We start from the raw sequence: 25077 nt of genomic DNA on the forward strand, positions 1-25077 counted from the left end.
TGTCTTTGATACCAACGATTTCAACTTCTTCGCCTACTTTCACGATACCAGTTTCTACACGGCCAGTTACTACTGTACCACGACCAGAAATAGAGAATACGTCTTCGATTGGCATTAAGAATGCTTGGTCGATTGCACGTACTGGCTCTGGGATGTAAGTATCAAGCGCTTCAACAAGAGCAACTACAGCATCTTCACCATATTGACCTGATTCACCGTTAAGTGCAGCAAGTGCTGAACCACGGATTACTGGAGTGTCGTCGCCTGGGAAGTCGTAAGTAGAAAGAAGTTCACGAACTTCCATTTCAACTAATTCAATTAACTCTTCGTCGTCTACGATATCGCATTTGTTTAAGAATACGATGATATAAGGTACACCTACCTGACGAGAAAGAAGGATGTGTTCACGAGTTTGTGGCATTGGACCATCAGTCGCTGAACAAACAAGGATCGCACCGTCCATCTGAGCAGCACCAGTGATCATGTTTTTAACATAGTCGGCGTGGCCTGGGCAGTCTACGTGCGCGTAGTGACGAGTTGGAGAATCGTATTCTACGTGAGAAGTATTAATTGTAATACCACGTGCTTTTTCTTCTGGTGCAGAGTCGATAGCAGCGTAATCTTTCGCTTCACCACCAAACTTACGTGCACATACTGTAGCAATCGCAGCTGTTAAAGTTGTTTTACCATGGTCAACGTGACCGATTGTGCCCACGTTAACGTGTGGCTTATTACGTTCGAACTTAGCCTTAGCCATGAGATCTTCCTTTTTAAAACAACTCATGGAGGATCACTCCATGAGCATTAGGTTTTTTAACTATGAATTAGTTTGCGCTTATAGTAATCGAAAGATTACTCGTCGTCACCTTTTTTACCACCAGACTGGAATTTAGCAATGATGCCATCTGCCACGTTACGTGGAGTTTCAGCATATTTAGCAAATTCCATAGAGTAAGTCGCACGACCTTGAGACATAGAACGCATGTGTGTTGCGTAACCAAACATCTCTGCAAGTGGAACTTCTGCACGAATTGCTTTAGTACCACCAGGTAAGTCGTCCATACCTTGAACCATACCACGACGACGGTTTAAGTCACCCATGATATCGCCCATGTAGTCTTCTGGAGTTTCTACTTCAACTTTCATGATTGGCTCAAGAAGAACAGGATCTGCTTTCATGAAACCGTCACGGAATGCGTAAGAACCCGCCATTTTGAACGATAATTCGTCAGAGTCGACATCGTGGTAAGAACCGTCGAATAATGTCGCTTTAATGCCTACAACTGGGTAACCAGCCAAGACACCATTCTTCATACGTTCTTGGATACCTTTGTCTACTGCACCGAAGAATTCTTTAGGTACTACACCACCTACAACTTCTTCAGCGAATTCGTAGTCTTTACCAGCTTCAGGATCAAGCGGCTCTAAACGTACGAATACGTGACCGAATTTACCTTTACCACCAGTTTGACGTACGAATTTACCTTCTTGCTCAATCGTCTTTTTGATCGTTTCGCGGTATGCAACCATTGGTTTACCAATGTTCGCTTCTACGTTGAATTCACGCTTCATACGGTCAACGATGATGTCAAGGTGAAGCTCGCCCATACCCGCAATGATCGTTTGACCAGATTCTTCGTCTGTACGAACGCGGAATGATGGATCTTCTTTCGCCAAGCGACCTAAAGCAACTGACATTTTTTCTTGGTCAGCTTTAGTTTTAGGTTCAACAGCCAATGCAATTACTGGCTCTGGGAATTCCATACGCTCTAGTGTAATTACGTGGTTTTCGTCACATAATGTATCACCAGTGGTTGTATCTTTAAGACCTACACACGCTGCGATGTCACCTGCACGAATTTCTTCGATGTCGTGACGGTCATTTGCGTGCATCTGTACGATACGACCAATACGCTCACGCTTCATTTTCACTGGGTTATAAACCGGGCTACCCGCTTTAAGAACACCAGAGTAAACACGTACGAACGTTAAGTTACCAACGAATTTGTCGTTCATGATTTTGAACGCTAACGCTGCGAAAGGTGCTTCGTCAGACGCTTCACGAGAACCTTCAGTTTCGTCTTTGTCGTCTAAGATACCTTTGATCGCTTCAACGTCAGTTGGTGCAGGTAAGAATTCAATTACTGCGTCCAACATACGTTGAACACCTTTGTTTTTGAATGCAGAACCACACATTGCAGGTTGAATTTCACCCGCTAATGTACGTTGACGTAAACCAGCAACGATTTCTTCTTTAGAAAGTTCGCCATTTTCTAGGTACTTGTCCATGAGTTCTTCTGATGCTTCTGCAGCAGCTTCAACCATGTTCGTACGCCATTCTTCAGCAGTTGCTTGAAGGTCAGCTGGAATCTCACCATATTCAAATTTCATACCTTGTGAAGCTTCATCCCAGATGATTGACTTCATTTCGATTAAGTCAACAACACCTGTGAATGTGTCTTCTGCGCCCACTGGAACAACGATAGGCACTGGGTTTGCACCCAAGCGAGTTTTCATTTGTTCAACAACGCGGAAGAAGTTTGCACCTGTACGATCCATTTTGTTCACGAACGCTAAACGAGGTACTTTATATTTGTTTGCTTGACGCCATACAGTTTCAGACTGAGGTTGTACACCACCTACAGCACAGTAAACCATACATGCACCGTCAAGAACACGCATAGAACGCTCAACTTCAATTGTGAAGTCAACGTGTCCTGGGGTGTCAATTACGTTAATACGGTGTTGGTCAAACTGGTTACCCATACCTTTCCAGAAGCATGTTACAGCTGCTGAGGTAATAGTAATACCACGTTCTTGCTCTTGTTCCATCCAGTCAGTTGTTGCTGAACCTTCGTGAGTTTCACCAAGTTTGTGACTTTCACCTGTATAGAACAAAATACGTTCTGAAGTTGTTGTTTTACCCGCATCGATGTGCGCAGAGATACCAATGTTACGGTAACGAGAAATTGGGGTTTGACGTGCCATGATTTCTAGCATTCCTAAATTTTGTTGTTTAAAACAGGACGCTTTAAGCTGCCTAGCAACTTAAAGCGATTTGATGACAATTCAGTGACAACCGATTCATCACCCTCCTGATTAGGGCCTGTTTTATCCGCTTAGAAACGGTAGTGAGAGAAGGCTTTGTTGGCTTCAGCCATACGGTGCACATCTTCACGTTTTTTGATCGCTGCGCCTTTACCTTCAGATGCATCAAGCAACTCGCCAGCAAGACGTAACGCCATAGTTTTTTCAGAACGCTTAGCAGCAGCATCTACCAACCAACGCATCGCTAAAGCAGTACGACGGGATGGGCGTACTTCCATAGGAACTTGATAAGTAGCACCACCAACACGGCGTGCTTTTACTTCGACCATTGGACGAACTTTTTCAAGCGTAGCTTCAAAAAATTCAACTGGGTCTACTTTAGATTTTTCTTGAACGCGGTCTAAAGCACCGTAAACGATACTTTCAGCAATAGATTTTTTACCATCTTGCATTACGTGGTTCATGAATTTAGCGATTGTTTGGCTGCTGAATTTAGGATCCGGAAGGATTTCACGAGCAGCGACTACGCGACGTCTTGGCATTTTAAACTACCTATAAATATGACACTTCAGGGTGATCCAGCCGTAGCACAAAGTGTCGTGTGCATTTCGCTGGCCTTACTACACGTCGCTTGAATTTCACAAAATTAAATGCAGAAATCAGACAAGCGAGACGATAAAGGATTGCAGTTCTACGAACTAAGGGCTTAATCTTTAAAAGATTATTTCTTAGGACGTTTAGCACCGTATTTAGAACGTGACTGGTTACGATCTTTCACACCAGCACAGTCTAAAGAACCACGAACGGTATGGTAACGTACACCTGGTAAGTCTTTAACACGACCACCACGGATAAGAACAACACTGTGCTCTTGTAGGTTGTGACCTTCACCACCGATGTAGCTAGAAACTTCAAAACCTGAAGTTAAGCGAACACGGCAAACTTTACGCATTGCTGAGTTAGGTTTTTTAGGTGTAGTTGTGTAAACACGTGTACAAACACCACGACGTTGTGGACAAGCCTTCAACGCAGGAACTTTTGATTTTTCAACCAAAGTCGTACGACCCTTACGGATCAACTGATTTGTTGTTGCCATGTGGCAATTCTCCCGTTAATAAAAAAGCCCCAAAAACATACTACTTTTTGAGGGCATGCAATTGTAAGCGAAGATAGAAAAATGGTCAATATTTCATAGGCAGTTAAAATACCAACCAAATTTCTACTTATCACTTGTTTTTATTCAGCTTTTGGCTTGCGAGTACTTGTACGAGTTCTCGGCTTTTTTGTAACCTGCTTTGCAGTTTCTGTACTTGATGTTACTGGATTTTCCGAAACAGTTTCAGCCACTTGGGTTGAATCTTCCACAGGCTCTAAAGCATCTTCCAGCCTATATTCATCAATTTCTTCTGCAGGTACAGCAAGTTTTTGCGGTGCAACTTCAGCATGTGGCTCTAGCATTTGATCTGCCAATTCTTCTAGACCTTGCTGAATATTTTCATCGAGCTGTGCTGCAGTTGTTTCCACTTTGTCCGATTTTTTCTGCACTTTTACCGCTCGGATACTTTCATGGTCTGATACGGTTTGCACTAAAGCATCTGACGGCGCAGATTCCGCGCGCTCTTGCCCCGCTACTAATTCATCTTGCTCCGCATGTTTAGCTTCATTGCCCTTCAATTGCTCCAAGAGTTTAGGCGCAGCCTGTGCCAGCAATTCCAACGATTTTTCATATGCATGAATGGCTGATAAATTGCTGTCTTTATGCTGAATTAAATAGCTACGGGCATTGGAAAACACTTGCTGTGCCTTGTGATGCACATCTTCCACCAATTTCCAGCTATATACTGCACTCACCGATGCGGTTGCTACAGGCGTGAGTTTATTCAACATGGAAAACTTAGGTACATGATTCAACCACGGCCATTTGACTTGACCTTGCTCATTCAAGAAGTATTTCTTTAATGCCTCATAATCATTGCTTGAACCGAGCATATTTTGTAATTGATGCACATCATGAGTTTGCAGCATATTGGATAAGGTTTTTAGCCCCATCAGTACCGCTTGCTTTTCTGCAATGACGCCTAAATCAATTTGTTTAAAAATAAACTGAACAATTTCTTGCTCGGTGTCTTTGTTCAGTTCAAAACCGTATGCACGTCCCACCTGATAAATGGTACGCAAAGACATCACAATAGATGCAGGCACATCAATAGTTGAACCGATTACTCCTGTTGCACCTGTCAATGCGCCTTGCAGTGATGCAATCCATTTATTTTGTTCTGCGAGTGCCTGACTAATTCGTTTAGAACGATCTACATCTTGAGTCAATTCTTCTAAATCGCGCACACCTGCTTGATCAAGCACATCATCAACAGAGCTAATATTGGAGGTAAAACTATTCAGCTGATCAAATAAATAATCTGAAATTTTGTCGGAAAAATCGGGCGACACAAAACTCGCTACCTGATTGACGCGATTATAGTGACGTCCTAAAAGCTGACGTGAAACTTGTGGCACATGCTGTCTGAGCATGTGTTGAGGATTGTCATACTGACGCGCTTGAAAAGCACTAAAACTACGTGCCTGACCTTCAATAATTTGCCCTGATTTTGCACTGTGCTCATCCTTCGCTACAGTACCCGGTGCAACTTGCTGCAATACATGGATGCCTGTACTGCTGAGCTTTTTAGCCACCCCAATCGCATTCGAGAAGAATCCGCTTGATTGTTTATTCTTGGAATCTGACATTCTTACTCCTCATTTTTAATTTCTATGATTTATGGGTAGATACTAGGTGTAGTCTAAGTTTATCTCAATATGATTGTGTATCTTTTGGTTGGCTTCCTGCATCTCATTTGCCGCTTCACTGCGGTTTGATCTTCCCTGCAAAGTGGCATCATATTTGCCATAAGAATTCAAAATTCTTTCTGCTATTATGAACTCAATTGTAAGACATGAGTCATACCGTATCAGCGATTGCTTGGCAGTCACGGTGTTCGGCTCAACATTATCACCATAAAAGGGATCTGTAGATGAAACGTGTTGTAATCACCGGCATGGGCATTAACTCGTGCATTGGTAATACTTTAGAAGCTGTGACTCATTCTTTACAAAACGGTATTTCTGGGACACGTTCCAACCCAACTTATGCTGAACTTAATTTCAAAAGCCACGTAAGTGCAGCAGCAGAACAAAACTTTAACCACATTGACCGTAAATTAAAACGCTTTATGGGCGTGTGTGCGATGTACGCTTACAACGCTGCAGTAGATGCCATTGAACATGCGGGCTTAAAGCAAGAAGATTTAGCAGGCAACCCACGTTACGGTATCGCGGGTGGTTCAGGCGGTAACTCAACTGCATCTGTTGCAGAAATGATTGAGCTACTTGAAGAAAAAGGCGCACGTAAAATTGGCCCGTTCTTCGTACCACGTAACATGTCGAACACCATTACGGCAAACTTGGGTGTTGCGTTCAAATTACAAGGTATCGCGCACTCAATTACCAGTGCATGCGCAACTTCTGCCGATGCAATTGGTTATGCCTACAACCTAATTCAATTGGGTAAACAAGATTTAATGCTTGCAGGTGGCGGTGAAGAAGATCACTGGTCACAAAGCTTATTGTTTGATGCGATGGGTGCTTTGTGTTCTAAATACAACGACACACCAGAAACAGCATCTCGTCCGTACTCTGCAGACCGTGATGGTTTCGTCATTGCAGGTGGTGGTGGTTTCGTGGTTCTTGAATCACTTGAACACGCACAAGCACGTGGTGCAAATATTTTAGCTGAAGTGGTTGCGTATGCTGCAAACTCTGACGGTGCAGACATGGTTGCACCAAGCGGTGAAGGTGCAACACGTTGTATCTTGATGGCTTTAGACGAAGCGAAACAACACGGTGTAGACGCAATTGACTATGTGAACACACATGGTACTTCTACTCCAGCAGGTGACGTGACTGAATTGAAAGCCATGGAACGTGCGTTTGGTGAAGGTAAAGTGCCTGCTCTTAGCTCAACGAAGTCAATGACTGGTCACAGCTTGGGTGCTGCAGGCGTTCAAGAAGCAATTTATTCTGTCTTGATGATGCAAAACGACTTCATTGCACCAAACATCAACGTCACTGAACTTGATGAAGGCGCGAAAGCATTTGATATCGTACTTGAAAAACGCGACACAAAATTGAATACTGTGATGAGTAACAGTTTTGGTTTTGGCGGTGTAAATGCCTGCCTTATTTTCAAGAAGTGGGATGAATAATCTCCTATAGGATAGTCGATGGATGCACCTTCTGATGCTTTTTTATGGGTAAAAGCATTACATATTATTGCCGTGGTTTGCTGGTTCGCTGCATTGTTCTACTTACCACGTTTATATGTTTACCATGCCATGAGTGAAGATACACTGAGCCATCAGCGTTTTGAAATCATGGAGCGCAAGTTGTACCGAGGGATTATGTGGCCGTCTATGATTGCCACCCTCATCACGGCACACTTTTTGGTAGATTGGGGCGATGCGACCCGCAATTACCACGATGCGTTATGGTTTTACCTGAAAGTAGCATTGGTCGGTTTATTGGTGATTTACCATTTGGTTTGTGGCTATTACCGCCAAAAACTGATTGGCAATGCGCATTATAAATCACACAAGTTCTGGCGATTCTTCAATGAAATGCCGACTGTGCTGCTATTAGCGATTGTAATTTTAGTCGTGGTAAAACCACAGTTCTAAAATTTGAAACGCCAAGTATCCTGACATCTCAACCTGATTCGGTTGTAAAAAAACCTCAGTGCAAAGAACTGAGGTTTTTTTATGGGTGACAACTAAAAACAGCACTTATGCTTTAATTCAACGTATTTGTGAGTAAGGCTGAAAGCCCAATGCCGCTGCTTGTTTCTGCTGAGATTGAGGAATCGTGACAATAGCAATTTTTCCATCTGCACCACCACAGACCTGTGCATACATCCGCCCATCTGAACCTACACTGGCCCGCTTCACCTGAATCTGTGCTTGCTGTAAACGCTGAACAATTTCCGTAAGGGTTAAACCTGAATCTGGCTCACACTGTCGATGTTGCAATGATGTGTACATTTCGACCTGCGCAGTAGGTGTTGTGGATGTAGCAGCATGATTGGCACATGCAGTCATCAGTATTGAAACCGCTACTACTGCAATAGATTGACTAAATATCTTCATCACATACCCTCTTTCAATATTAAAATTAAATATTCAAATTAAATATTGAAGCACGATCTTTGCAATAACACTGCGCTAGAAATGCAAACAGATGTAAGCATCTCGCTCATCCAGATAACTGTTCAAGCACCGACAAAATTTGCGCAAAACACTGAATTCTATGTTTTGGTGCAGCCAAGTCTAACTCCTGAGCCGAACCATAGCCGTATTCGACTGCAACACAATCGACTCCATTGGCTCGTGCACCTAAAATATCGTGTTCACGATCTCCAATCATTAAACATTGTTCAGGTTGCAATTGTTCTTGCTGCAAAATATAGGCAATTAAATCCGCTTTATTGGTACGCTCACCATTTAGTTCGCTACCGTAGGGATATTCAAAATATTGCAATAAATCGAAGTGATCTAAAATTTGGCGTGCATAAATTTCAGGTTTGGCTGTTGCTAAAAACAGTCGATAGCCTTGCTGTTTTAAATCTGCCAATGTTGCAGCAACATCTTCAAAGACATGATTTTCAAATAAGCCTGTTGCAGCAAAACGCTCTCGATAGCCTGCTAAGGCTTGCTCTGCCAATATGTCATGCACATCTACATGAAGTAATTTTGCCAAAGAGGCTTTTAAGGGCGGCCCGATAATCCAATCAATATTTTCCGTATCTGCAATAGGATGTCCAACCTTAGCCAAACCATAACGCGCAGAAGCGGTAATGCCCTCTTTCGGGTCGGTCAGCGTGCCATCTAAATCAATTAAAAGGTTCTTTATCACAATGTCAGCCTATGTGCCTAAATGACTATCGAGTGTTACTCCAAAGTTGCCTATACTAACGTAAATAGAAGCAATTAAGGATATGTGTGTGCGACCAACAGTACTATGTTTTTCTGGTTTAGACCCTTCGGGTGGCGCTGGTTTACAGGCTGATATTGAAGCCGTTGGCAATAGCGGTGCACATGCAGCGATTGCCTGCACAGCACTGACCATTCAAAACTCTCAGCAAGTATTTGGCTTTAAAGCAACGTCTAAAGAATTGTTATTGGCGCAAGCCAATGCGGTGGTGAATGATTTGCCCATTAAAGTTGTAAAGTCGGGCATGTTGGGCACCACTGACAATATTGCAGCGCTGGCAGATTTTTTACGTGCACATCCTGATTATTTATATGTGCTTGACCCTGTTTTGGTTGCCAATAGTGGTGGTTCTTTAGGTAATCAAGCGACTTTGGTTCAGGCATTTGTCGAGTTGATTCCACTGGCGACTTTAATCACGCCAAATACTGTGGAATTACGTGCCTTAACGGGTGAAGATGATTTAGAACGCGCAACAGCTAAATTATTTGCAATGGGCGCGCAGGCCGTTTTGGTCAAAGGTGGGCATGAAGATACCCCTGATCATATTCGTAATGCACTGTATATTAACAATGAAATGGTTTCAGAAACCCGCTGTCCACGGCTTGAAGGTGAATATCACGGTTCAGGCTGTTCATTGGCGAGCTTTATTGCAGGGCGCTTGGCAATGGGAGATCAACTGAAACAAGCGGTACAACATGCTGAAACTTGGTTGTTTGGTGTGCTTAAATATGCGGAAACGCCTGTACCGAACGGACAGAAAATTCCGAAAAGGTTTTAGTGCTTATCGTTCAACTCCTTCAAACCCTGATCACCTTGTATCAGGGTTTTTCATTGCAACTTTTTAACGTTCGTGCCGTTGTTTCAAATTTTCGACATGTTGACGATTGGTTTTCCAAGACTTATCAAGTAGTTCTTTTTCAATTCTCAGCTGAATACGTTTCAGTTTCATCGGTGAAATGACTTCATGCCGAAAACCTTTGACATACTCAACCCATGCACTGCCTTTAAAAACATTGTTGGGCAAAGAGGTCTTAAACTCACAGTCTGGCATAAATACAATCACAGAATGCAGATATTCAGGCTCGACAATATCGCTCAATACTGATTCCAAAACTTTTATATGCTTATAGTTCTGATAGACAGGATTTTGAAACTTGTAGGTCTTTTTATAAATTTTTTGTGTCCATACTTTTTGGCGTTCTCCACCAAAAATCCAGCCTTTATAGTTTTTTGTTTCAATCACAAAAACCCCAAAAGGACTCAATAAAATATGATCTATTTGGGTTGTTCCTGTGGATTCATCAGGCAAAGTTACATCATTCAACAAGATATAACGTTCATCTAAATACAACTTCACATGCGTACTTACTGCGAGTTCCCCCACCTTTCCCTTTAGAAAAGGTTTGAAAATTTTGATCAGCCCTACACCTGCAACAAGCAGAATAAGCCACCAAAACTGCAACAATAATGTTTTTAACATTTCCCCTGCTCTATTTTATTTTGATCAAAATTGTTGTTGAATCTCAGTCATTTAAACTTTTGAAGTTGAAGATTCTAACTTTAACAAAATCGCTTTATTATCCAACCCGCCTGCAAAGCCCACCAATTTTCCACTTGCACCCACCACCCGATGACACGGTGCAATAATCGAAATTGGATTTTTGCCATTTGCCGCCCCTACGGCACGCATCGCATTCTCACTACCAACTTGTTCGGCAATTTGCTTATAACTACGAGTTTCCCCAAAAGGAATGCTTAATAACGCCTGCCAGACTTTCTTCTGAAATTCAGTGCCTTCAAAATCAAGAGGCACATCAAATTGCTGACGCTGACCTGCAAAATACTCTTGGAGTTGCTGCTGAGTTTTGAGCAAAATTGGATGATCATCTTGTCGAACTAAACTGGCTAAACGTACCCGTTTATGATCTTCGTTATCCCACATTACCGCAACCAATGCGTGATCGTGAGCCACCAATTTAAGCACGCCTACAGGAGTGTCCATTTCAGTAAATGCCAATTGCATTATTTTTCTCCTCAAGCAGGTTGGGTATCAGGTCATCCTGTTTTTAACTCAAACCGATCTGTTATTGAGCACACACTAAAAGACTGCATTCCAAGTTAGCTGGATGAAATTTTCATAAGCACCAAACCTGAAATAATCAGAACTGCAGCCAACATACGCATAGCACTGGCAGGTTCGCCTAAAACAAAAATACCGACTAAAAATGAACCGACTGCGCCTATACCTGTCCAAATCGTATAAGCCGTGCCTAATGGCAAAGTACGCATGGCATAGGCCAAAAGCGCAAAACTTAAAATCATAAAAAAGATAGTCACGATACTGGGTGTTAATTTACTAAAGCCGTCAGACAACTTCATGGAGTATGCCCAAACCACTTCAAAAATACCCGCCAATATCAACATCATCCAGGCCATAACGCCCTCCTTCAATAGCATGAAATCAGGCCGTCCTGAAGATTTTTCTTGTCGAGTGTTCAGTCACTTTGACTATTTCTAAAAACCCAAACAAGGGAGGTCGTTCCTCCTGTTGCAATTTAAGCCACCGCGCAGCGATGATCCGTCTATTTTAAACTTAAAATTTTGCGCGCACCATTCAATACAAACATGGCCACAACTAAGCCAATAATCAGGTCTGGATAATTCGACCCTGTCAGCATCACCAAACCGCCCGCGATAATCACACCTAAATTCACAATCACATCATTGGCGGAAAAAATATAACTGGCTTGCATGTGGGTTCCACCATCTTTATGCCCTGAAATTAGCCATAAACAGGTGACGTTTGCCAGCAATGCCACAGCACCAATGACCATCATCAACATGGATTCAGGCTCACTGCCTAAGAAGAAACGGCGCAGGACATCAAAGATAACCAGTGCAGCCAAACCCAGTTGTACCCAACCAGACAAATGTGCAGCTTTGAGCTGTTTCTTGGCGGATTGACCCACGACAAATAAAGCCAAACCATACACGGCGGCATCGGCAAACATATCTAAGGAGTCAGCAATTAACCCAGTCGAAGATGCAATTAAACCTGCAATTAATTCCACCAAAAACATAGCGGCATTAATACCAAGCAAGGCATATAGCACTTTTTGTTGTGCAGCGCTGTTAGATACAGGCAGTTCAGTTTGTGTATTGGCTTCAGTCTGTTGCAACACAGCACCCAAACCCAATGCTTCTAATTTATGGGTAATTTCTGTGGCAGATTGGTTGCTGTGATAAACCTTTAAAAGTCGTGCAGGTGAATCAAAAGACAAGGCTGCAATATCATTATGATCTGCCAAAGCAATCCGCACCATTTGTTCTTCTGCGCCACAATCCATTTTAGGAATATGGTATGCACTCACCCACGGACTCAAAAGTTCCGAATCCAAAATTGTTGCTTTATCTGCCTTGGCAGTCGTTGCAGATGTACAGCTATTTTGATCAGCACAGCTTTTTTCTGTATCGCAAGACGAACCACAGCCTGTATCGCCACATGACTTGGAGTGTGTAGGCGCAGTTGCACAAGGCTGGTTTACATTTTTTTGCGTATCACAACCACAGCCAGTATTGTTTAGATTTTGGTTTTCTAAGTTTTTATCTTGATTCGATTGAGGATCTTGAGTTGATGAAGACATACGCCACACCCAAAAATACAATAGGCTCAGTATAAACCAAGCCTATGTATTTAGGGACAATCTATTCTATTTAGAAGCAGCAACGATCCATTGACTTAATCATTGATAAATACCCCTAATCATTAAAACCTGAAACGCAAGCCTATCGCATATAAGCCGCTCTGCTCGGAATCGGTTGCAGACTGCCAAGCAGTGTGTTGATCACCTTTCGTATACTCATAACCTGCACTGATATACGGCATGATGTTCTTGCTGATTTCATAACGCATTTCCACACCCACAGCTGCGCGGTTGAGTCCTGTTTTTTTCGCATATTTGGCATCATCCTGCAGAATAACATCTACATCTAAATAAGGCTGTGCGATCAATTTCTGAGTCAATAACAGATCCCGTGTGGTTTCCAAACTCAAAGCCGCATATTGATCCTCACCCAAATAAAAATAAGCATCGGTTTCAAAAAAATATGGAGCTAAACCATGTAAGCCAAACACAGCGTCAAACTTATCTTCTCGGTCTGTTTGATGCTCTTGCTGATTCACTTCGTGTCGATAACGCACACCTGCTTGCACATCCCAAAAATCTGAAATCATACGACTGTATAACAACTTGGCATCATATTCAGTCGCTTGTGACTCTTGCTTATCGCTATGAATTTTCACAAACAACTTGTTTTCATCAGTTCCGATACGAGTTTGTAATTTAGATTTGAGCACTCCCTCGGCATGATCATTCACTTGCCATTGCGTATCTAAAGTGCTCACCGCGTACACCTGCGCACCATGTTCTTTACGATGATCGTGTGACTGCGACTCTTGCACGGACGAATCGGATTGATGCGATTGATGCGATTGATGCGATTGATGCGATTGATGCGATTGATGCGATTGATGCGATTGATGCGATTGATGCGATTGATGCGATTGATGCGATTGATGCGATTGATGCGATTGAGTATCAGCCTGAGCTGCAATTGTTGCAATCTCTGCTGAACTGGCATGTGCACTATGCACCTCTGTCGCTGCTAGCCCAACTGTACTGATGCAGCAGACAGAAATACTTAAAACTGTTTTCGCAAAAAGATTAATGTTGTGCATGTGCTGCTCCTTTTTGCGCTGTCGCTGAAGGGGTTTGAGTGGCTTGAATTGCTGTGGTTGAAAGCGGTTCATTTTCACTCACCTGCGCTACAATCAATTTATTCATCATTCCCGCGCTCATGTGATAGAGCAAATGACAATGTATTGCCCATTCACCTAATTCATCTGCAGTAAGCAGTGCAGTTACAGTTTGACCTGGCGGCACAATTAAGGTGTGTTTATTCGGCATTTCTGCTGCCGTTTGACCATTTTCCAACTGCATAAACATGCCATGTAAATGCATTGGATGTGCCATCATGCTGTCATTGATAAATTTAATCCGAATACGCTCACCATATTTCACCTTGAGTGGTGTGGCATCACTAAATTTCTTACCGTTGATTGTCCAGATATAACGCTCCATCGTACCGCCTAAACGCACGACCAATTCACTGCTTGGTTCACGTGTATCTGCTTGTGGCTGCAGCGATTTCAAATCTTCATAGTGCAAGGCTTTATGCCCCGCGGGTGTAGAAGCATTTGCCCATCCATATACCACCGCATTTTTGTGTTCTGTTGAAGGCATGCCATGTTGTGTATGCGTATTTTCAGACATTGTTGCATGGTTCATCTTGGAATGATCCATTTCCGACATCGCTGCATGATTCATCTTGGAATGATCCATCTCCGACATTGCTGCATGGTTCATCTTGGAATGATCCATTTCCGACATCGCTGCATGGTTCATCTTGGAATGATCCATATCCGACATCGCTGCATGGTTCATTTTGGAATGATCCATTTCAGACATCGCTGCATGATTCATTTTTGAGTGATCCATTTCAGACATCGTTGCATGGTTCATCTTGGAATGATCATCGCCTGAATGCTCTGTAGCATGCCCCATATCTTGCATGGTGAGTAAAGCACGCGGGCGCGCTGCAGGGAGCTGTAGATTTGATGTTGCAGAATGAAGTTCACTCTGCAAGCTACCCACAGCAAAACCTGAGCGGTCTATTGATTCCGCTTCAATTTGATAATGCGCTGCTTGAGGTTCAACAATCACATCGTAGGTTTCTGCAGTGCCGATACGAAATTCATCCACAGTAACAGGTTTGACTGGCTGACCATCGGCACTGACCACTGTCATTTTTAAGTTTGGAATCCGCACATCATAAAACGACATGGCAGAGGCATTGATAAAACGTAAACGCACTTTTTCATTTGGCTTAAATACACCTGTCCAGTTCTGTTCAGGTGTCTTGCCATTCATTAAAAAAGTATAGCCTGTGACATCGGAAAGGTCGGTTTTCAGCATGCGCATCTGATTCCACATTTTGCGGTCTGACCATGTGGCTTTTAGCCCATCACGCTGTACTTGACGCCAAACATCACCTAAGGTTTCACGCTGATTTTGATAAAACTCGGCTGAAATTTTTAAATCTTTCTGAATTTGATTGCTAGATTTTTCATGAAAATCTGACAGCATCACCACATAATCACGATCTGTGTATTCATGTGCGTTTACGGCTGGCTTGGCTTTAGGATGAATCACCAAAGAGCCGTATAGACCATCTTGTTCCTGACCTTTGGAATGTGCGTGATACCAATAGGTACCACTTTGACGTACTTTAAATTGATAAACAAAATGTCCTTGTGGCTTAATCCCTTGAAAACCATTAAATCCAGGCACACCATCCATCAAACCGGGCAACAATAAACCATGCCAGTGAATAGATGAGTCCTGATTTTTTAATTGATTATTAACGTGAATTACCGCCTCATCGCCTTCTTCAAATTCGAGTGCAGGCGCGGGAAATTGTCCATTGACTGTAATACGTTGAACAGGTTTTCCCGTGATATTGACCGTTTGTTCTGCAATGGTCAGGTGATATTCCTTGACCGCAGCAAATGCAGAACTCGAACACAATGCACAGACTGTTAAAAACAGCGCAGGCTGATAAAATTTAGACATGACTTAATCCTTAAAATAAAACGTAAAGGTGTTTTGAATTCAGGATTAAGCTTTGGGTGGACGTAAAATTTGCTGCCAATGCCCAAGTAAATGTTGAGCTTGATAAGCAGGCAATAGAATATTGACCGATGTAAATGCTATAGGTTGAATCAGTTCAGGGACTTGCACATTCAACACACTGTTTAAGCTTTGACAATGCAACTGCGCACAGTCCTGACAATTCGTCTTTGCAGTAGAAAAATCAGCCGAGCCATAACAATCTGCCGCATTTAAATCGGTATCCGTTGCGGATGTGTGCTGACTGAGATGATGGTTGGCCTTGGCATCATGCCCAGATATATGCTGCTTGGTTTCAGGATACGTTTGTAAAGCTGTGGTATGACAATCTGGTAAAGATGTCATTTCACTCGCTGCGGTTGCAGAATGTCGAATCTCAGACCCTGCTGCCTGATTTGACATCATCCAATCATGTGCAGGTTTTACCGCAGCACTAACAATACCACTCCACCCTATGACAAATGCCATCAGGACAACAAACCACATTTGATTGTAGGGTTGAGTCAGCACTAAATAAATTCCTGAGTATGAAAGATGCAGACCTGAACTTGCACAAGAATTGAACATTTTTGCCAAGTACAATCCACAATCTGCAATGCACTCAATATAATTCAAGCCCCACTTATACACAATATCTTCTGCATTGAAAAACAGAGTGAATCCGTGCGATTTAAAAGCCAACTAAAACAATCAAGTTATATATTAAGCAACTTATTTTTATAATTAACTGAGTAAATACTCAATAAATTCAGTGTATTTAAAATAAACAAAAAGGATTCGACTGAATCCTTTTTATACTTATTTTGTATAAGTCATAAACAATTGATGTACAAATGTTTATAAATTAATCGGCTTATCCATAGTGTTATCAACATAGATATCCATACGGTTATCTACAAAGTTATCCACAGCATAAGCACTTGTGATTGTAGAAATTTATACTTCGACTGCGCCAACTTTTGCCAATTCAGCACGCATTTCATCAATCACCGTTTTATAGTCTGGCTTGCCAAAAATTGCTGAGCCTGCAACAAACATATCTGCGCCCGCTTCTGCAATTTCACGAATATTGGCAGGTCCCACACCACCATCGACTTCTAAACGGATATCACGACCTGAAGCATCAATGATTTGACGTGCCTGACGTAATTTCTCTAAAGTCATTGGAATGAATTTTTGCCCACCAAAACCAGGGTTCACACTCATGAGTAAAATCTGATCAACTTTATCAAGTACATAATCTAAATAATGCAGCGGTGTAGCAGGGTTAAAGACCAAACCCGCTTTTGCCCCACCCGATTTAATCAGTTGCAATGAACGGTCAATATGCTCTGAAGCTTCAGGATGGAACGTGATAATGTCTGCGCCCGCTTCTAGAAAATCACCAATCATGCGGTCTACAGGTTTTACCATTAAGTGCACATCAATTGGTGCAGTAATACCATAGTTTTTCAATGCCTTACATACACCTGCACCGAAAGTTAAATTCGGTACATAGTGATTATCCATCACATCAAAATGCACCACATCGGCACCTGCCTGAAGTACATTTTCCACTTCTTCGCCTAGACGAGCAAAATCTGCAGATAAAATAGACGGCGCAATTAAATAAGGCTTGGACATGGGAGAACCTAGCTGAATATTGGGATTGTGGCGCATTATAGCAAAGACTGCTTGATGTGGTGGATTCTGTTACGATTGGATCATTCAGTTCGATGATTCAGTTGGATCATCCAATTTAATAATTCTATATCCGCAACGCTCTGTTGCAGCATTCCACTGTTCTTTCAGTCTAGCTTTGTTATGGTGAACACCATTACTCATTTGAACAACATGCTGGTTTCAACAGATGATAAACAGTTCTGCCCATATTCAAACAACGCAAGCAAGCCGTATTGCCAAGCGTCTACTCAACCACTGGAAACATAAATTTGACGTTGCAGAAAGCGCAACCCAATACCAAATTATGATGCCAAGTGCCACAATTCTACTTATACCCCAAACACATGAGCTTGTAGTTGAAATTCAGGTAAAAAATACTGAAACAGATTTAAGTTACCTCGAACAAGTCGTGCTTGATCATTTAAGTCGTATGGGACAAACAGAATTGAGCGCGGTTTGGCAACGGTACTAACTGTTTCATGTTAAGGCGCTAAACGCTGCGTTTGTTCAAAATCCTTAACCGCTTGAATACGTTTTTGTGTTGCAGGATGGCTTTGTAAAAAATCCAAAGGGCTTTTGGCGGTGTCTTCACCTGCATCTTCTGCCAAACGCTCCAGAAAATGGGCAAAATGAATGGTTGGAATGCCCTGAGCATGCATCGTATTTAAAGCATAATAATCTGCTTCAGATTCAAAATTACGTGAATAATTTGCCCCCACGAGCGCCACAGGCAAGGTCGAAACTAAATCTGTACCATCTCCTGTAATCGCGAGCAAAATAATACTAAACCCTAAGCTCGATAAAGCCTGTTGCAAGCTGTGTCGTTCTACCAAATGCCCTTGTTCATGTGCCAACACGCCAATGATTTCCTGATCATTCTCCGCCAATTCCACCAATTCATCGGTCAAAATAATGGTGTTATTCGGAATTGCCAGAGCATTCGCGCCTAAGCGATCACCTTGTCGAAACAGCACTTTGGCAGGTGTATCTCCTGCAATAAGCTGTCGATAATCTGTTAGAATTTTCTGCTGACGCGCTGCGGGCAGTTGGCTTGGCGCTGTCATGTCTAAGATATAACGCTCTGCTTCATCACCAATTTGCTTTAAGGTATTCGCAGGTAACTTAAAAGCAACGTATTTGGATGCACTTGGGATGCCCCATTGCACTGTGGCAAATACCATCAACAACACAAAAACCAGACTAAATACAATTAGGCTTGGCGTACGTTCCAATTTCCAAATAGAATGCTGCACCTGTTTATTTCGCAGTTGAAACCATTCAGGCAAGGCTTCGGAAAATTCAATACGTGCATCGTCTTTAAGTTCAATGACAGGTTGAATTTTACCTAGTGCGCCCACCAACATCATGTCTTGATAATGATAGTGTCGTTGTTGCTGTAAATTTTCACCATAACGAATAAGTACCGACTGAGCATCTATAGGAGAGATTTTGGCAGCCCATGGTTTAGACACTACACCATCATAAAACACCACATCCACGATCTGTGCTGCCATCTTCTTCTCCTAGCTTACAGCGATACATCAATATCAAAAATATCACTGAGTTCTTCTGCAAGTGCGCTATGTTCAGCTTGCAGTTTATTGATCATCAAATCTGGATCATTTTTTAAATGTAGACTCAAAGACTCAACCTGATAACGATATAAACGAATGGCTGCCCATGGGGTCATTAAACCCAAACTCAGAACTTTCACAATCCAATTGGTCACCACAATCCAAGTATAGTGCCACTGTCCGCAATCGGTCTGAAATTCACTACGACTGATACTGGTATTGTTCCATGTGGTGATAAAAATTCGCGCCGACATTAGTGGCCAAATTAAAAATATCCCCAACAGATAAACCGCTAAAAATAACCAAACCAACTGCGCAGGATTACGACTCAACTGTCCTGCCAAAGCCAACATTATCCCGACAGCAAGCAAAATGCCAAAGAACAAAAAAATAGGCATATACATTGCGCGCATATATGCTGGCCAGTCTGCTTTTAGTTTAAATTTAAGCTGTCCTGCATATAAATGGTCTAGGCAATAACGCTTATACATCCACACCAACACAGGAAAAAATAAGCCCAAAGTAAACAAATTAATTACGATACATTTTAGAAATACCCAATAGGCTTCTTTGTTACTGCCTGAAAAATAAAAACGGGCATTGCCAAATTTACTATTTCGCGCCTTAAAACGAATGGTTGCTCGAATCAACCACGGCACAGCCAAATATAAAGCCACCACGCCAATGACCATTGCTTTGACTGAATAATTGGAAATCACCGAGATCGCAACATAAATTCCAATAGCAATTAAACGTCCCAATAAAATTTTATGTGGGATGCCCGTGAAATCAAAACGACGTTTGATTAATTCGGTATTGCCATAAAAGTAGCGCAAACGACGTACTTTTGCCCACGGTGCATACAGCCCAAAGGTCACGATCATCAACAAAATATTGACAATCCAAATACCAAAATACTCTGAGGCGCTACCATGAAACTGAAAATGATGAATCCGTCCAAGTAATGGATTCCGTGCGGGTGGCGTTGTCGGTTCCACTGGAAAAAACGGGGAAGATGGCGTTGCTTGTTGTGGTGAATCCCATTCTGAATTGTGCATGTGATGCCTTATTTATTTTATTGTGCGGTCGTTATTTTACCCAGACACTCAAACCCAAATGAGCAATGTTTCCAAATGGTAAAAAAGCAAGTCTTCAACATTCTAATAAAAAGTGAACAACTTGCCTAGAAAAGTTTAAAAATCAATGCGTAAAATTGAGTACTTGGCTTAGTCCGCTTGCAATTGTACCGCATGAAATTGCAAATGCTGATCTATAAAGCTTTGAATGAAATAATAGCCATGATCATAGCCTGCATGTTCCCGCAAACTCAATTTTTGCCCAACCGCATCGCAAGCTTGCTGAAATAATGCAGGATTGAGCTGACTGTAGAATTGATCTTTCAATCCCTGATCAATCAAAATTTCACTGAACAATGCACCTTTGGCCTGCACCAAAGCAGTCGCATCGTGCTGTAACCATACTTGCTGATCTGTACCTAAATAATTCGAAAACGCTTTTTCACCCCACGGGCATTGGCTTGGCGCACAAATCGGAGCAAAAGCAGACACTGACTTAAATTTTTCAGGATATTTAAACGCGAGGGTCAATGCACCATGACCGCCCATACTGTGCCCCATGATGCCAACGTGCTGTGCCTGAATTGGGAACTGTTGCAGCACCAATTGATAAAGCTCATCGGTGACAAAAGTTTCCATTTGATAATGTGCCGCCCACGGTGATTGTGTCGCATTGATATAGAAACCTGCACCCTGTCCAATATCCCAATGGTCGCCTTTCGCAACAGCTTCACCACGTGGTGAAGTATCTGGACTAATCAAGATTAATCCCAATTGTGCTGCCATGTGCTGCGCATGTGCTTTAATCGCAAAGGTTTCTTCGTTACACGTTAAACCCGCCAAATAAAATACCGCAGGACACGCCTGCCCCGCCAAAGCTTGTTCTGGTAAAAAAATGCCAAACTGAGTTTCAGTCTGTAAAGCATTTGAATGAAAACGATAAATCCGTTGCTCACCCTCAAAACAGCGGTTGTTCTGAATTAACTCCATCACCCTCTCCTCTTTGGCTTATTGAACAGATTGCGCACTCAATTGAATTTCAGCCGATGTTGCAACACTTTTTTGAGGAAACAAACGCTGCTCTAATTGTGGCAACATCAATTCCATATTTTTACCAATTGCCCATTGTGGCTCTGAAGGTTCAAAACCTTGCGCTTGCTCCCATTTCGCCACAGTCACTTTGGCTTCATTAAAAGCATTAGCAAAAGAGTTTTGTTCACGCATAGCCTGATCAAAAAAGGCACGACCAAAATAAGTATAATCAGCTTCGTTTGAACAACCAAACGACTCACGATCTGCTGCCGATGCAGTAATCACTAAGGTATTATCATCTTGCAAAGCAGATACAAAGCTACCTGAATAACAGGCTGAAATGACGATCACACGCCAACGAATACCCGATTTATCCAAAGTATCGCGTAACCATTTCGGATCGACCTGATTTAAGTCAAGTGGTGCATTTTCAATTTCAAAATGATCTTTTAAACCGTGTGAGGTCATATATAAAAACAGCACATCACTTTCACGGTTCATGCGTTGTCCAATACGGCGCAGCGCTAATTCAATACTGGTTTGCGAAGCAATTGGAATTACATTGCGGGTCATTGGGTTATTAATTAACACCATCGAACGCCCAAAAGTACCAAAACGAGTATCAAACTGTTCACGAATCCGTTCAATTTCAGACATAAATACGTCTTGATAACTCGCCCCTGCAACCCCTAAAAAGTACCAATGCGATTGAGCAAATTCCCCATATTGAATACTGTCTAAAGCTTTATTTAGCACACGGCTTTGTGCATAAAAAGCTGCTTCGCTTAGACTTGGTGGAACTTCTTCTACCTTCCAAATGGGCTGACTTTTCACTGACATTTGCCAAACCACCAAAGTGAATAAGGTCGCTAAAACAATCAGCGCACGTTCCCACCACGGCCAATGCAGCTCACGTGAAAACACCCACACTACTGCCAAACTTTGCCAAACAAACAGCACCATAAAAATGGTAGGTAAATAGTCATATAACACATACGGCAAGACATCCATCATGCCCATGTATTGAATCAAGCTTTGCAATAAAGCAACGTGAGTATCTAATACCAACCACAACAAAGCAGGTACTAACAATAAACGCGGGTTATTGACACGCTGAGAAAGAATGATTCCGACAATTAAAGCAATAAAAGGCCATAAGGCATAACTGACCAAACCCTGTGGGTTAAATTCCCCCACTTCTCCTGCGACCAACCAACTGAATAAGGTATTGGCAAGGCCACCTAAAATCCCCCAAAAAATCAGTTGTAAGATAGAGGGACGAATAATTTGCAAAGAGCGTCGCGAACCCAAAAATAACCAAACACCCGCGGCTTGGTTGCTTTTAAAATCGTGCCAAAAATTAATGGAGGGTTTGAAGTCAATCATAGGATTCTGTTAATCGCAGCTCGCGTTTCCACACTCCAAGTTTATGCTTGTCGTCGTAATTATCAATTGTCAATTTTAACTATATAACAAATCTTTGCGCATTATAGAAGCATTGAACGCCTTGCCACTGCTTTAGTGGTAGAAATCTACCCGTTGTTCCAATTTGCTTGGAAATAAGCATCAAATCGGCAAGCATCACCCTGCCATTGATGTGTGGTTTCCTTCCCCGCCAAAAATACTGCCAAACGCGGACGCTTCACCACAACACGTTTGGCAATTTGCTGTGCCAAACCCAGTAAATGATCACCCAAATCCATTTCGCCATCTTCAGGTAACAACAAATGTAATAACTGCATTTGTTTTTTGACTTGAGCCTGCTTTTTCTGCGCCTGTTGATGTTGATCTCGCTGCGGAAACATCGGGTCTAAATACACCACATCAACCACTTTGCCCTGCACCGCACAGTTACGTAAATAATCTGCTGAATCTGTAAAAACCAACTGGATACGGGCAACAACACTTGCTAAAAAAGGATCATCTGCGGCTTGGCGTTTAGCATCCTCCAACAAAGTAAAAAGAATAGGATGACGCTCCAACAACGTGACCTGAGCACCCAAGTGTGCCATGAGTAAGCTGTCGTGTCCTAATCCTGCCGTAGCATCAATTAGGCTTGGTTTTTCCGACAAATTACAGGCACGAGCAATCATTTCCGATTTTAAAGAGGCACGTTTCAATCGCCCAACTTCAGCTTTCCAATCGGGTTGCATTTTCATGCCATTGGCACACAACCACAACCCTTCAGCATCTACACACAATGCCAATTCAGGGTTCAAACGCAAAAAACGCGCATTGAGTTTTTCTACTGTTTCAATGCACGTTTGCACGCCTCTAGACAAAAGCACAGCAGAATAATGCTGTGCTTGAGTGAGCCACTCGGCTTCGGTGTATAAGCGAAGTTCGCTTACCATAGTTTCCAGCCTGTGAATGCGAACAATAAAATGATTAAACCTGAAGCAATACGATACCAAGCAAAAATCATAAAATCACGTTTCGCCACATAAGCCACCAATGCACGGATCAGCAAAAGTGCGGAAACAAAAGAGACGATGATCCCGAAGCTGAGTACGGTCCAATCTTCAGTAGTTTGGAATACATCATAGCTTTGATATAAGTCGAGCAAGCCTGCGCCAATAATGACAGGAATTCCCAAAAAGAAGGAAAACTCAGTTGCTGCTTTTCGCGATACACCCAAGAACATCGCACCAATGATGGTTGCACCTGAACGCGAAGTCCCTGGAATCAGCGACAATACCTGAATTAGACCAATCCAAATAGCATCTCGGTAAGTTAGGTCTTCAACCTCATGGGCACGTACTTGTGGTGGATGTTTTTCAATCCACATAATGATAAAGCCGCCAATAATCAAACCAATCGCCACGGCAACATCATTAAAGAGTAATTCTTTTACAGTCTGCCCAAAGGTCAATCCAATCAAAATAATTGGAATAGATGCCATGATCAGACCAAAGCCCAAGCGACGACCTTTTTCTTCGCCTGTAAACATGCCCGTAGCTGCGCCCCATAGACGTGTCCAGTACTCATAAATGACCGCTGCAATTGCCCCCATTTGAATGGCAATCACAAATACATCACTTTTTTCTTTGGTCCAAAAGTCCATCAGCTCTGCAGCGAGAATCAAATGTCCTGTGCTAGAAATGGGTAGAAATTCGGTAATCCCTTCTACAATACCCATAATTGCCGCTTTGAGCAGCAGTAAAAGATCCATAAATAACCCTAATTATGCCTTGCCTTGTTCTGGAATTTTTTTCCAAGCATTGTCACGTAAATAGACAGGCAATGCTTGTTCTGCGCTGACCCATTGCTGTTGCTGTGCACAGACGCGTGCAATAGTAGCAATATCTTGTGCGGTTGCACTTAAGCCTTTGTATTGTATTTGTTCTTGATCAATGAGACCTGCACCAGAACCGACCAATTGAAAGCGTACCGTCTGTGCAGCATCGCTATAATTCAATAATTGTTCCTGATCAACCGCCTGCATGATTCCTTGTGCATCTAGCTCAAAACTGGCGATATACACTTCATTCATGCGTGCATCCAACACAGCCGTAACCGCAGTTAATCCTTCAAGACGATAAGCCGCCTGCGCCAATGCCTGCAAAGTCGATACAGGAATTACAGGCACATCATGCGCCCACGCCAAAGCTTGCGTGACTGCCGCATTAATTCGCACACCGCTAAAAGAACCCGGGCCACGGCTAAAGGCAATTGCAGTCAGATCAGCCGTACTAATTTGAGTTTCAGCAAAGCCTTGCTCAATCATCGGTAAGATGGTTTGCGTTTGTGCTTTTGCTCGCGCATCTAATTGAAAAAAGAGTTCCTGTGTTTCATCTACAATCGAAACGGAACACTGCTCATTGGCAGTTTCCAATGCCAGCAATTTCATGCACAACCTTCAAGAATTAAATATCAAAAATTGGCGTTATGATACTC

The 25077-nt window shown here is 42.5% G+C and carries 26 protein-coding genes; 4 read left to right on the plus strand and 22 right to left on the minus strand.

What is annotated here, in order from left to right:
* From FTV41_RS11460 to FTV41_RS11480, 5 genes are all read right to left on the minus strand, one after another.
* Nucleotides 1–757: elongation factor Tu (locus tag FTV41_RS11460; RefSeq protein ID WP_179996502.1), on the minus strand; the 757-nt coding region annotated here is incomplete at its 3' end.
* Between the two features lie 95 nt (nucleotides 758–852).
* Nucleotides 853–2988, minus strand: coding sequence for an elongation factor G (gene fusA, locus FTV41_RS11465; RefSeq protein ID WP_004975278.1), 2136 nt, complete (start codon nucleotides 2986–2988; stop codon nucleotides 853–855).
* Nucleotides 2989–3119: 131 nt separating this feature from the next.
* The gene (rpsG, locus tag FTV41_RS11470) at nucleotides 3120–3590 is read right to left on the minus strand and encodes a 30S ribosomal protein S7 (protein WP_004975277.1); all 471 of its coding nucleotides are present in this window, start codon (nucleotides 3588–3590) and stop codon (nucleotides 3120–3122) included.
* Between the two features lie 179 nt (nucleotides 3591–3769).
* Nucleotides 3770–4144, minus strand: a complete 375-nt coding sequence (rpsL, locus tag FTV41_RS11475; RefSeq protein WP_000246374.1) for a 30S ribosomal protein S12 — start codon at nucleotides 4142–4144, stop codon at nucleotides 3770–3772.
* A gap of 140 nt (nucleotides 4145–4284) precedes the next feature.
* Nucleotides 4285–5793, minus strand: coding sequence for an EcsC family protein (locus FTV41_RS11480; protein WP_179996574.1), 1509 nt, complete (start codon nucleotides 5791–5793; stop codon nucleotides 4285–4287).
* 284 nt (nucleotides 5794–6077) lie between these two features.
* Between FTV41_RS11480 and FTV41_RS11485 the strand changes: the two genes are divergently transcribed.
* Both FTV41_RS11485 and hemJ read left to right on the plus strand, forming a co-directional pair.
* Nucleotides 6078–7307: a beta-ketoacyl synthase N-terminal-like domain-containing protein gene (locus FTV41_RS11485; RefSeq protein ID WP_004975268.1), complete on the plus strand. Its 1230-nt coding sequence runs from the start codon at nucleotides 6078–6080 to the stop codon at nucleotides 7305–7307.
* A gap of 18 nt (nucleotides 7308–7325) precedes the next feature.
* Nucleotides 7326–7778 carry a protoporphyrinogen oxidase HemJ gene (hemJ, locus tag FTV41_RS11490; RefSeq protein WP_004975266.1) on the plus strand — a complete coding sequence of 151 codons (453 nt, stop codon included), beginning with the start codon at nucleotides 7326–7328 and terminating at the stop codon, nucleotides 7776–7778.
* A 117-nt stretch (nucleotides 7779–7895) separates the two neighbouring features.
* Here the strand turns inward: hemJ and FTV41_RS11495 are convergent, their stop codons facing one another.
* Together FTV41_RS11495 and FTV41_RS11500 are read right to left on the minus strand one after the other, a co-directional pair.
* Nucleotides 7896–8243 carry a hypothetical protein gene (locus tag FTV41_RS11495; protein WP_004975264.1) on the minus strand — a complete coding sequence of 116 codons (348 nt, stop codon included), beginning with the start codon at nucleotides 8241–8243 and terminating at the stop codon, nucleotides 7896–7898.
* Nucleotides 8244–8349: 106 nt separating this feature from the next.
* Nucleotides 8350–9009 (minus strand): HAD-IA family hydrolase, encoded by a 660-nt coding sequence (locus tag FTV41_RS11500; RefSeq protein ID WP_179996575.1) that lies wholly within the window; start codon nucleotides 9007–9009, stop codon nucleotides 8350–8352.
* An 88-nt stretch (nucleotides 9010–9097) separates the two neighbouring features.
* Here FTV41_RS11500 and FTV41_RS11505 point away from each other — a divergent pair, with 88 nt between their 5' ends.
* Nucleotides 9098–9865, plus strand: a complete 768-nt coding sequence (locus tag FTV41_RS11505) for a hydroxymethylpyrimidine/phosphomethylpyrimidine kinase (RefSeq protein WP_167846215.1) — start codon at nucleotides 9098–9100, stop codon at nucleotides 9863–9865.
* A gap of 63 nt (nucleotides 9866–9928) precedes the next feature.
* On the opposite strand, the gene FTV41_RS11510 is transcribed toward FTV41_RS11505, so the two are convergent.
* The 8 genes from FTV41_RS11510 to rpe all read right to left on the minus strand — a co-directional run bounded on the left by FTV41_RS11510 (nucleotide 9929) and on the right by rpe (nucleotide 17459).
* On the minus strand, nucleotides 9929–10567 hold the full coding sequence (locus tag FTV41_RS11510; protein ID WP_179990310.1) for a nuclease-related domain-containing protein: 639 nt from the start codon (nucleotides 10565–10567) through the stop codon (nucleotides 9929–9931).
* 51 nt (nucleotides 10568–10618) lie between these two features.
* Nucleotides 10619–11110, minus strand: coding sequence for a methylated-DNA--[protein]-cysteine S-methyltransferase (locus FTV41_RS11515; RefSeq protein ID WP_004975257.1), 492 nt, complete (start codon nucleotides 11108–11110; stop codon nucleotides 10619–10621).
* 95 nt (nucleotides 11111–11205) lie between these two features.
* Entirely contained in the window at nucleotides 11206–11523 is a 318-nt protein-coding gene (sugE, locus tag FTV41_RS11520; RefSeq protein ID WP_004975255.1) for a quaternary ammonium compound efflux SMR transporter SugE, read from the minus strand.
* Nucleotides 11524–11669: 146 nt separating this feature from the next.
* Complete coding sequence (locus FTV41_RS11525; RefSeq protein ID WP_004975253.1) at nucleotides 11670–12731, minus strand: cation transporter; 1062 nt, start codon at nucleotides 12729–12731, stop codon at nucleotides 11670–11672.
* Between the two features lie 122 nt (nucleotides 12732–12853).
* Complete coding sequence (locus tag FTV41_RS11530; protein WP_179996576.1) at nucleotides 12854–13825, minus strand: copper resistance protein B; 972 nt, start codon at nucleotides 13823–13825, stop codon at nucleotides 12854–12856.
* Nucleotides 13812–15779, minus strand: a complete 1968-nt coding sequence (locus FTV41_RS11535) for a multicopper oxidase domain-containing protein (protein WP_179990897.1) — start codon at nucleotides 15777–15779, stop codon at nucleotides 13812–13814. The genes FTV41_RS11530 and FTV41_RS11535 overlap by 14 nt, the downstream gene beginning before the upstream one ends.
* Before the next feature lie 45 nt (nucleotides 15780–15824).
* Nucleotides 15825–16346 (minus strand): hypothetical protein, encoded by a 522-nt coding sequence (locus tag FTV41_RS11540; protein WP_253105011.1) that lies wholly within the window; start codon nucleotides 16344–16346, stop codon nucleotides 15825–15827.
* Nucleotides 16347–16772: 426 nt separating this feature from the next.
* On the minus strand, nucleotides 16773–17459 hold the full coding sequence (gene rpe / locus FTV41_RS11545) for a ribulose-phosphate 3-epimerase (protein ID WP_004975246.1): 687 nt from the start codon (nucleotides 17457–17459) through the stop codon (nucleotides 16773–16775).
* 229 nt (nucleotides 17460–17688) lie between these two features.
* Between rpe and FTV41_RS11550 the strand changes: the two genes are divergently transcribed.
* Complete coding sequence (locus FTV41_RS11550) at nucleotides 17689–17970, plus strand: DUF2218 domain-containing protein (RefSeq protein WP_026438437.1); 282 nt, start codon at nucleotides 17689–17691, stop codon at nucleotides 17968–17970.
* Nucleotides 17971–17980: 10 nt separating this feature from the next.
* Here FTV41_RS11550 and FTV41_RS11555 read toward each other — a convergent pair whose 3' ends face one another.
* The 7 genes from FTV41_RS11555 to tsaB form a co-directional block, all read right to left on the minus strand.
* Nucleotides 17981–19012 carry a M48 family metallopeptidase gene (locus FTV41_RS11555; RefSeq protein ID WP_179996577.1) on the minus strand — a complete coding sequence of 344 codons (1032 nt, stop codon included), beginning with the start codon at nucleotides 19010–19012 and terminating at the stop codon, nucleotides 17981–17983.
* A 14-nt stretch (nucleotides 19013–19026) separates the two neighbouring features.
* On the minus strand, nucleotides 19027–20130 hold the full coding sequence (locus FTV41_RS11560; RefSeq protein ID WP_179993982.1) for a YjgN family protein: 1104 nt from the start codon (nucleotides 20128–20130) through the stop codon (nucleotides 19027–19029).
* Between the two features lie 168 nt (nucleotides 20131–20298).
* The gene (gene fghA, locus FTV41_RS11565) at nucleotides 20299–21138 is read right to left on the minus strand and encodes an S-formylglutathione hydrolase (RefSeq protein WP_004975242.1); all 840 of its coding nucleotides are present in this window, start codon (nucleotides 21136–21138) and stop codon (nucleotides 20299–20301) included.
* A gap of 18 nt (nucleotides 21139–21156) precedes the next feature.
* A complete protein-coding gene (locus FTV41_RS11570; protein ID WP_179989104.1) occupies nucleotides 21157–22566 on the minus strand; it encodes a C13 family peptidase in 1410 nt (469 codons plus the stop codon).
* Nucleotides 22567–22712: 146 nt separating this feature from the next.
* Nucleotides 22713–23534 (minus strand): class I SAM-dependent methyltransferase, encoded by an 822-nt coding sequence (locus FTV41_RS11575; RefSeq protein ID WP_179996578.1) that lies wholly within the window; start codon nucleotides 23532–23534, stop codon nucleotides 22713–22715.
* A complete protein-coding gene (locus FTV41_RS11580; RefSeq protein WP_104852431.1) occupies nucleotides 23528–24352 on the minus strand; it encodes an undecaprenyl-diphosphate phosphatase in 825 nt (274 codons plus the stop codon). Before FTV41_RS11580 ends, FTV41_RS11575 begins: the two co-directional genes overlap by 7 nt.
* A gap of 12 nt (nucleotides 24353–24364) precedes the next feature.
* Nucleotides 24365–25030, minus strand: coding sequence for a tRNA (adenosine(37)-N6)-threonylcarbamoyltransferase complex dimerization subunit type 1 TsaB (tsaB, locus tag FTV41_RS11585; protein ID WP_096902124.1), 666 nt, complete (start codon nucleotides 25028–25030; stop codon nucleotides 24365–24367).
* Nucleotides 25031–25077 lie beyond the last annotated feature (47 nt).

The organism is Acinetobacter sp. YH16051 (assembly GCF_013417135.1).
Lineage (GTDB): Bacteria > Pseudomonadota > Gammaproteobacteria > Pseudomonadales > Moraxellaceae > Acinetobacter > Acinetobacter towneri.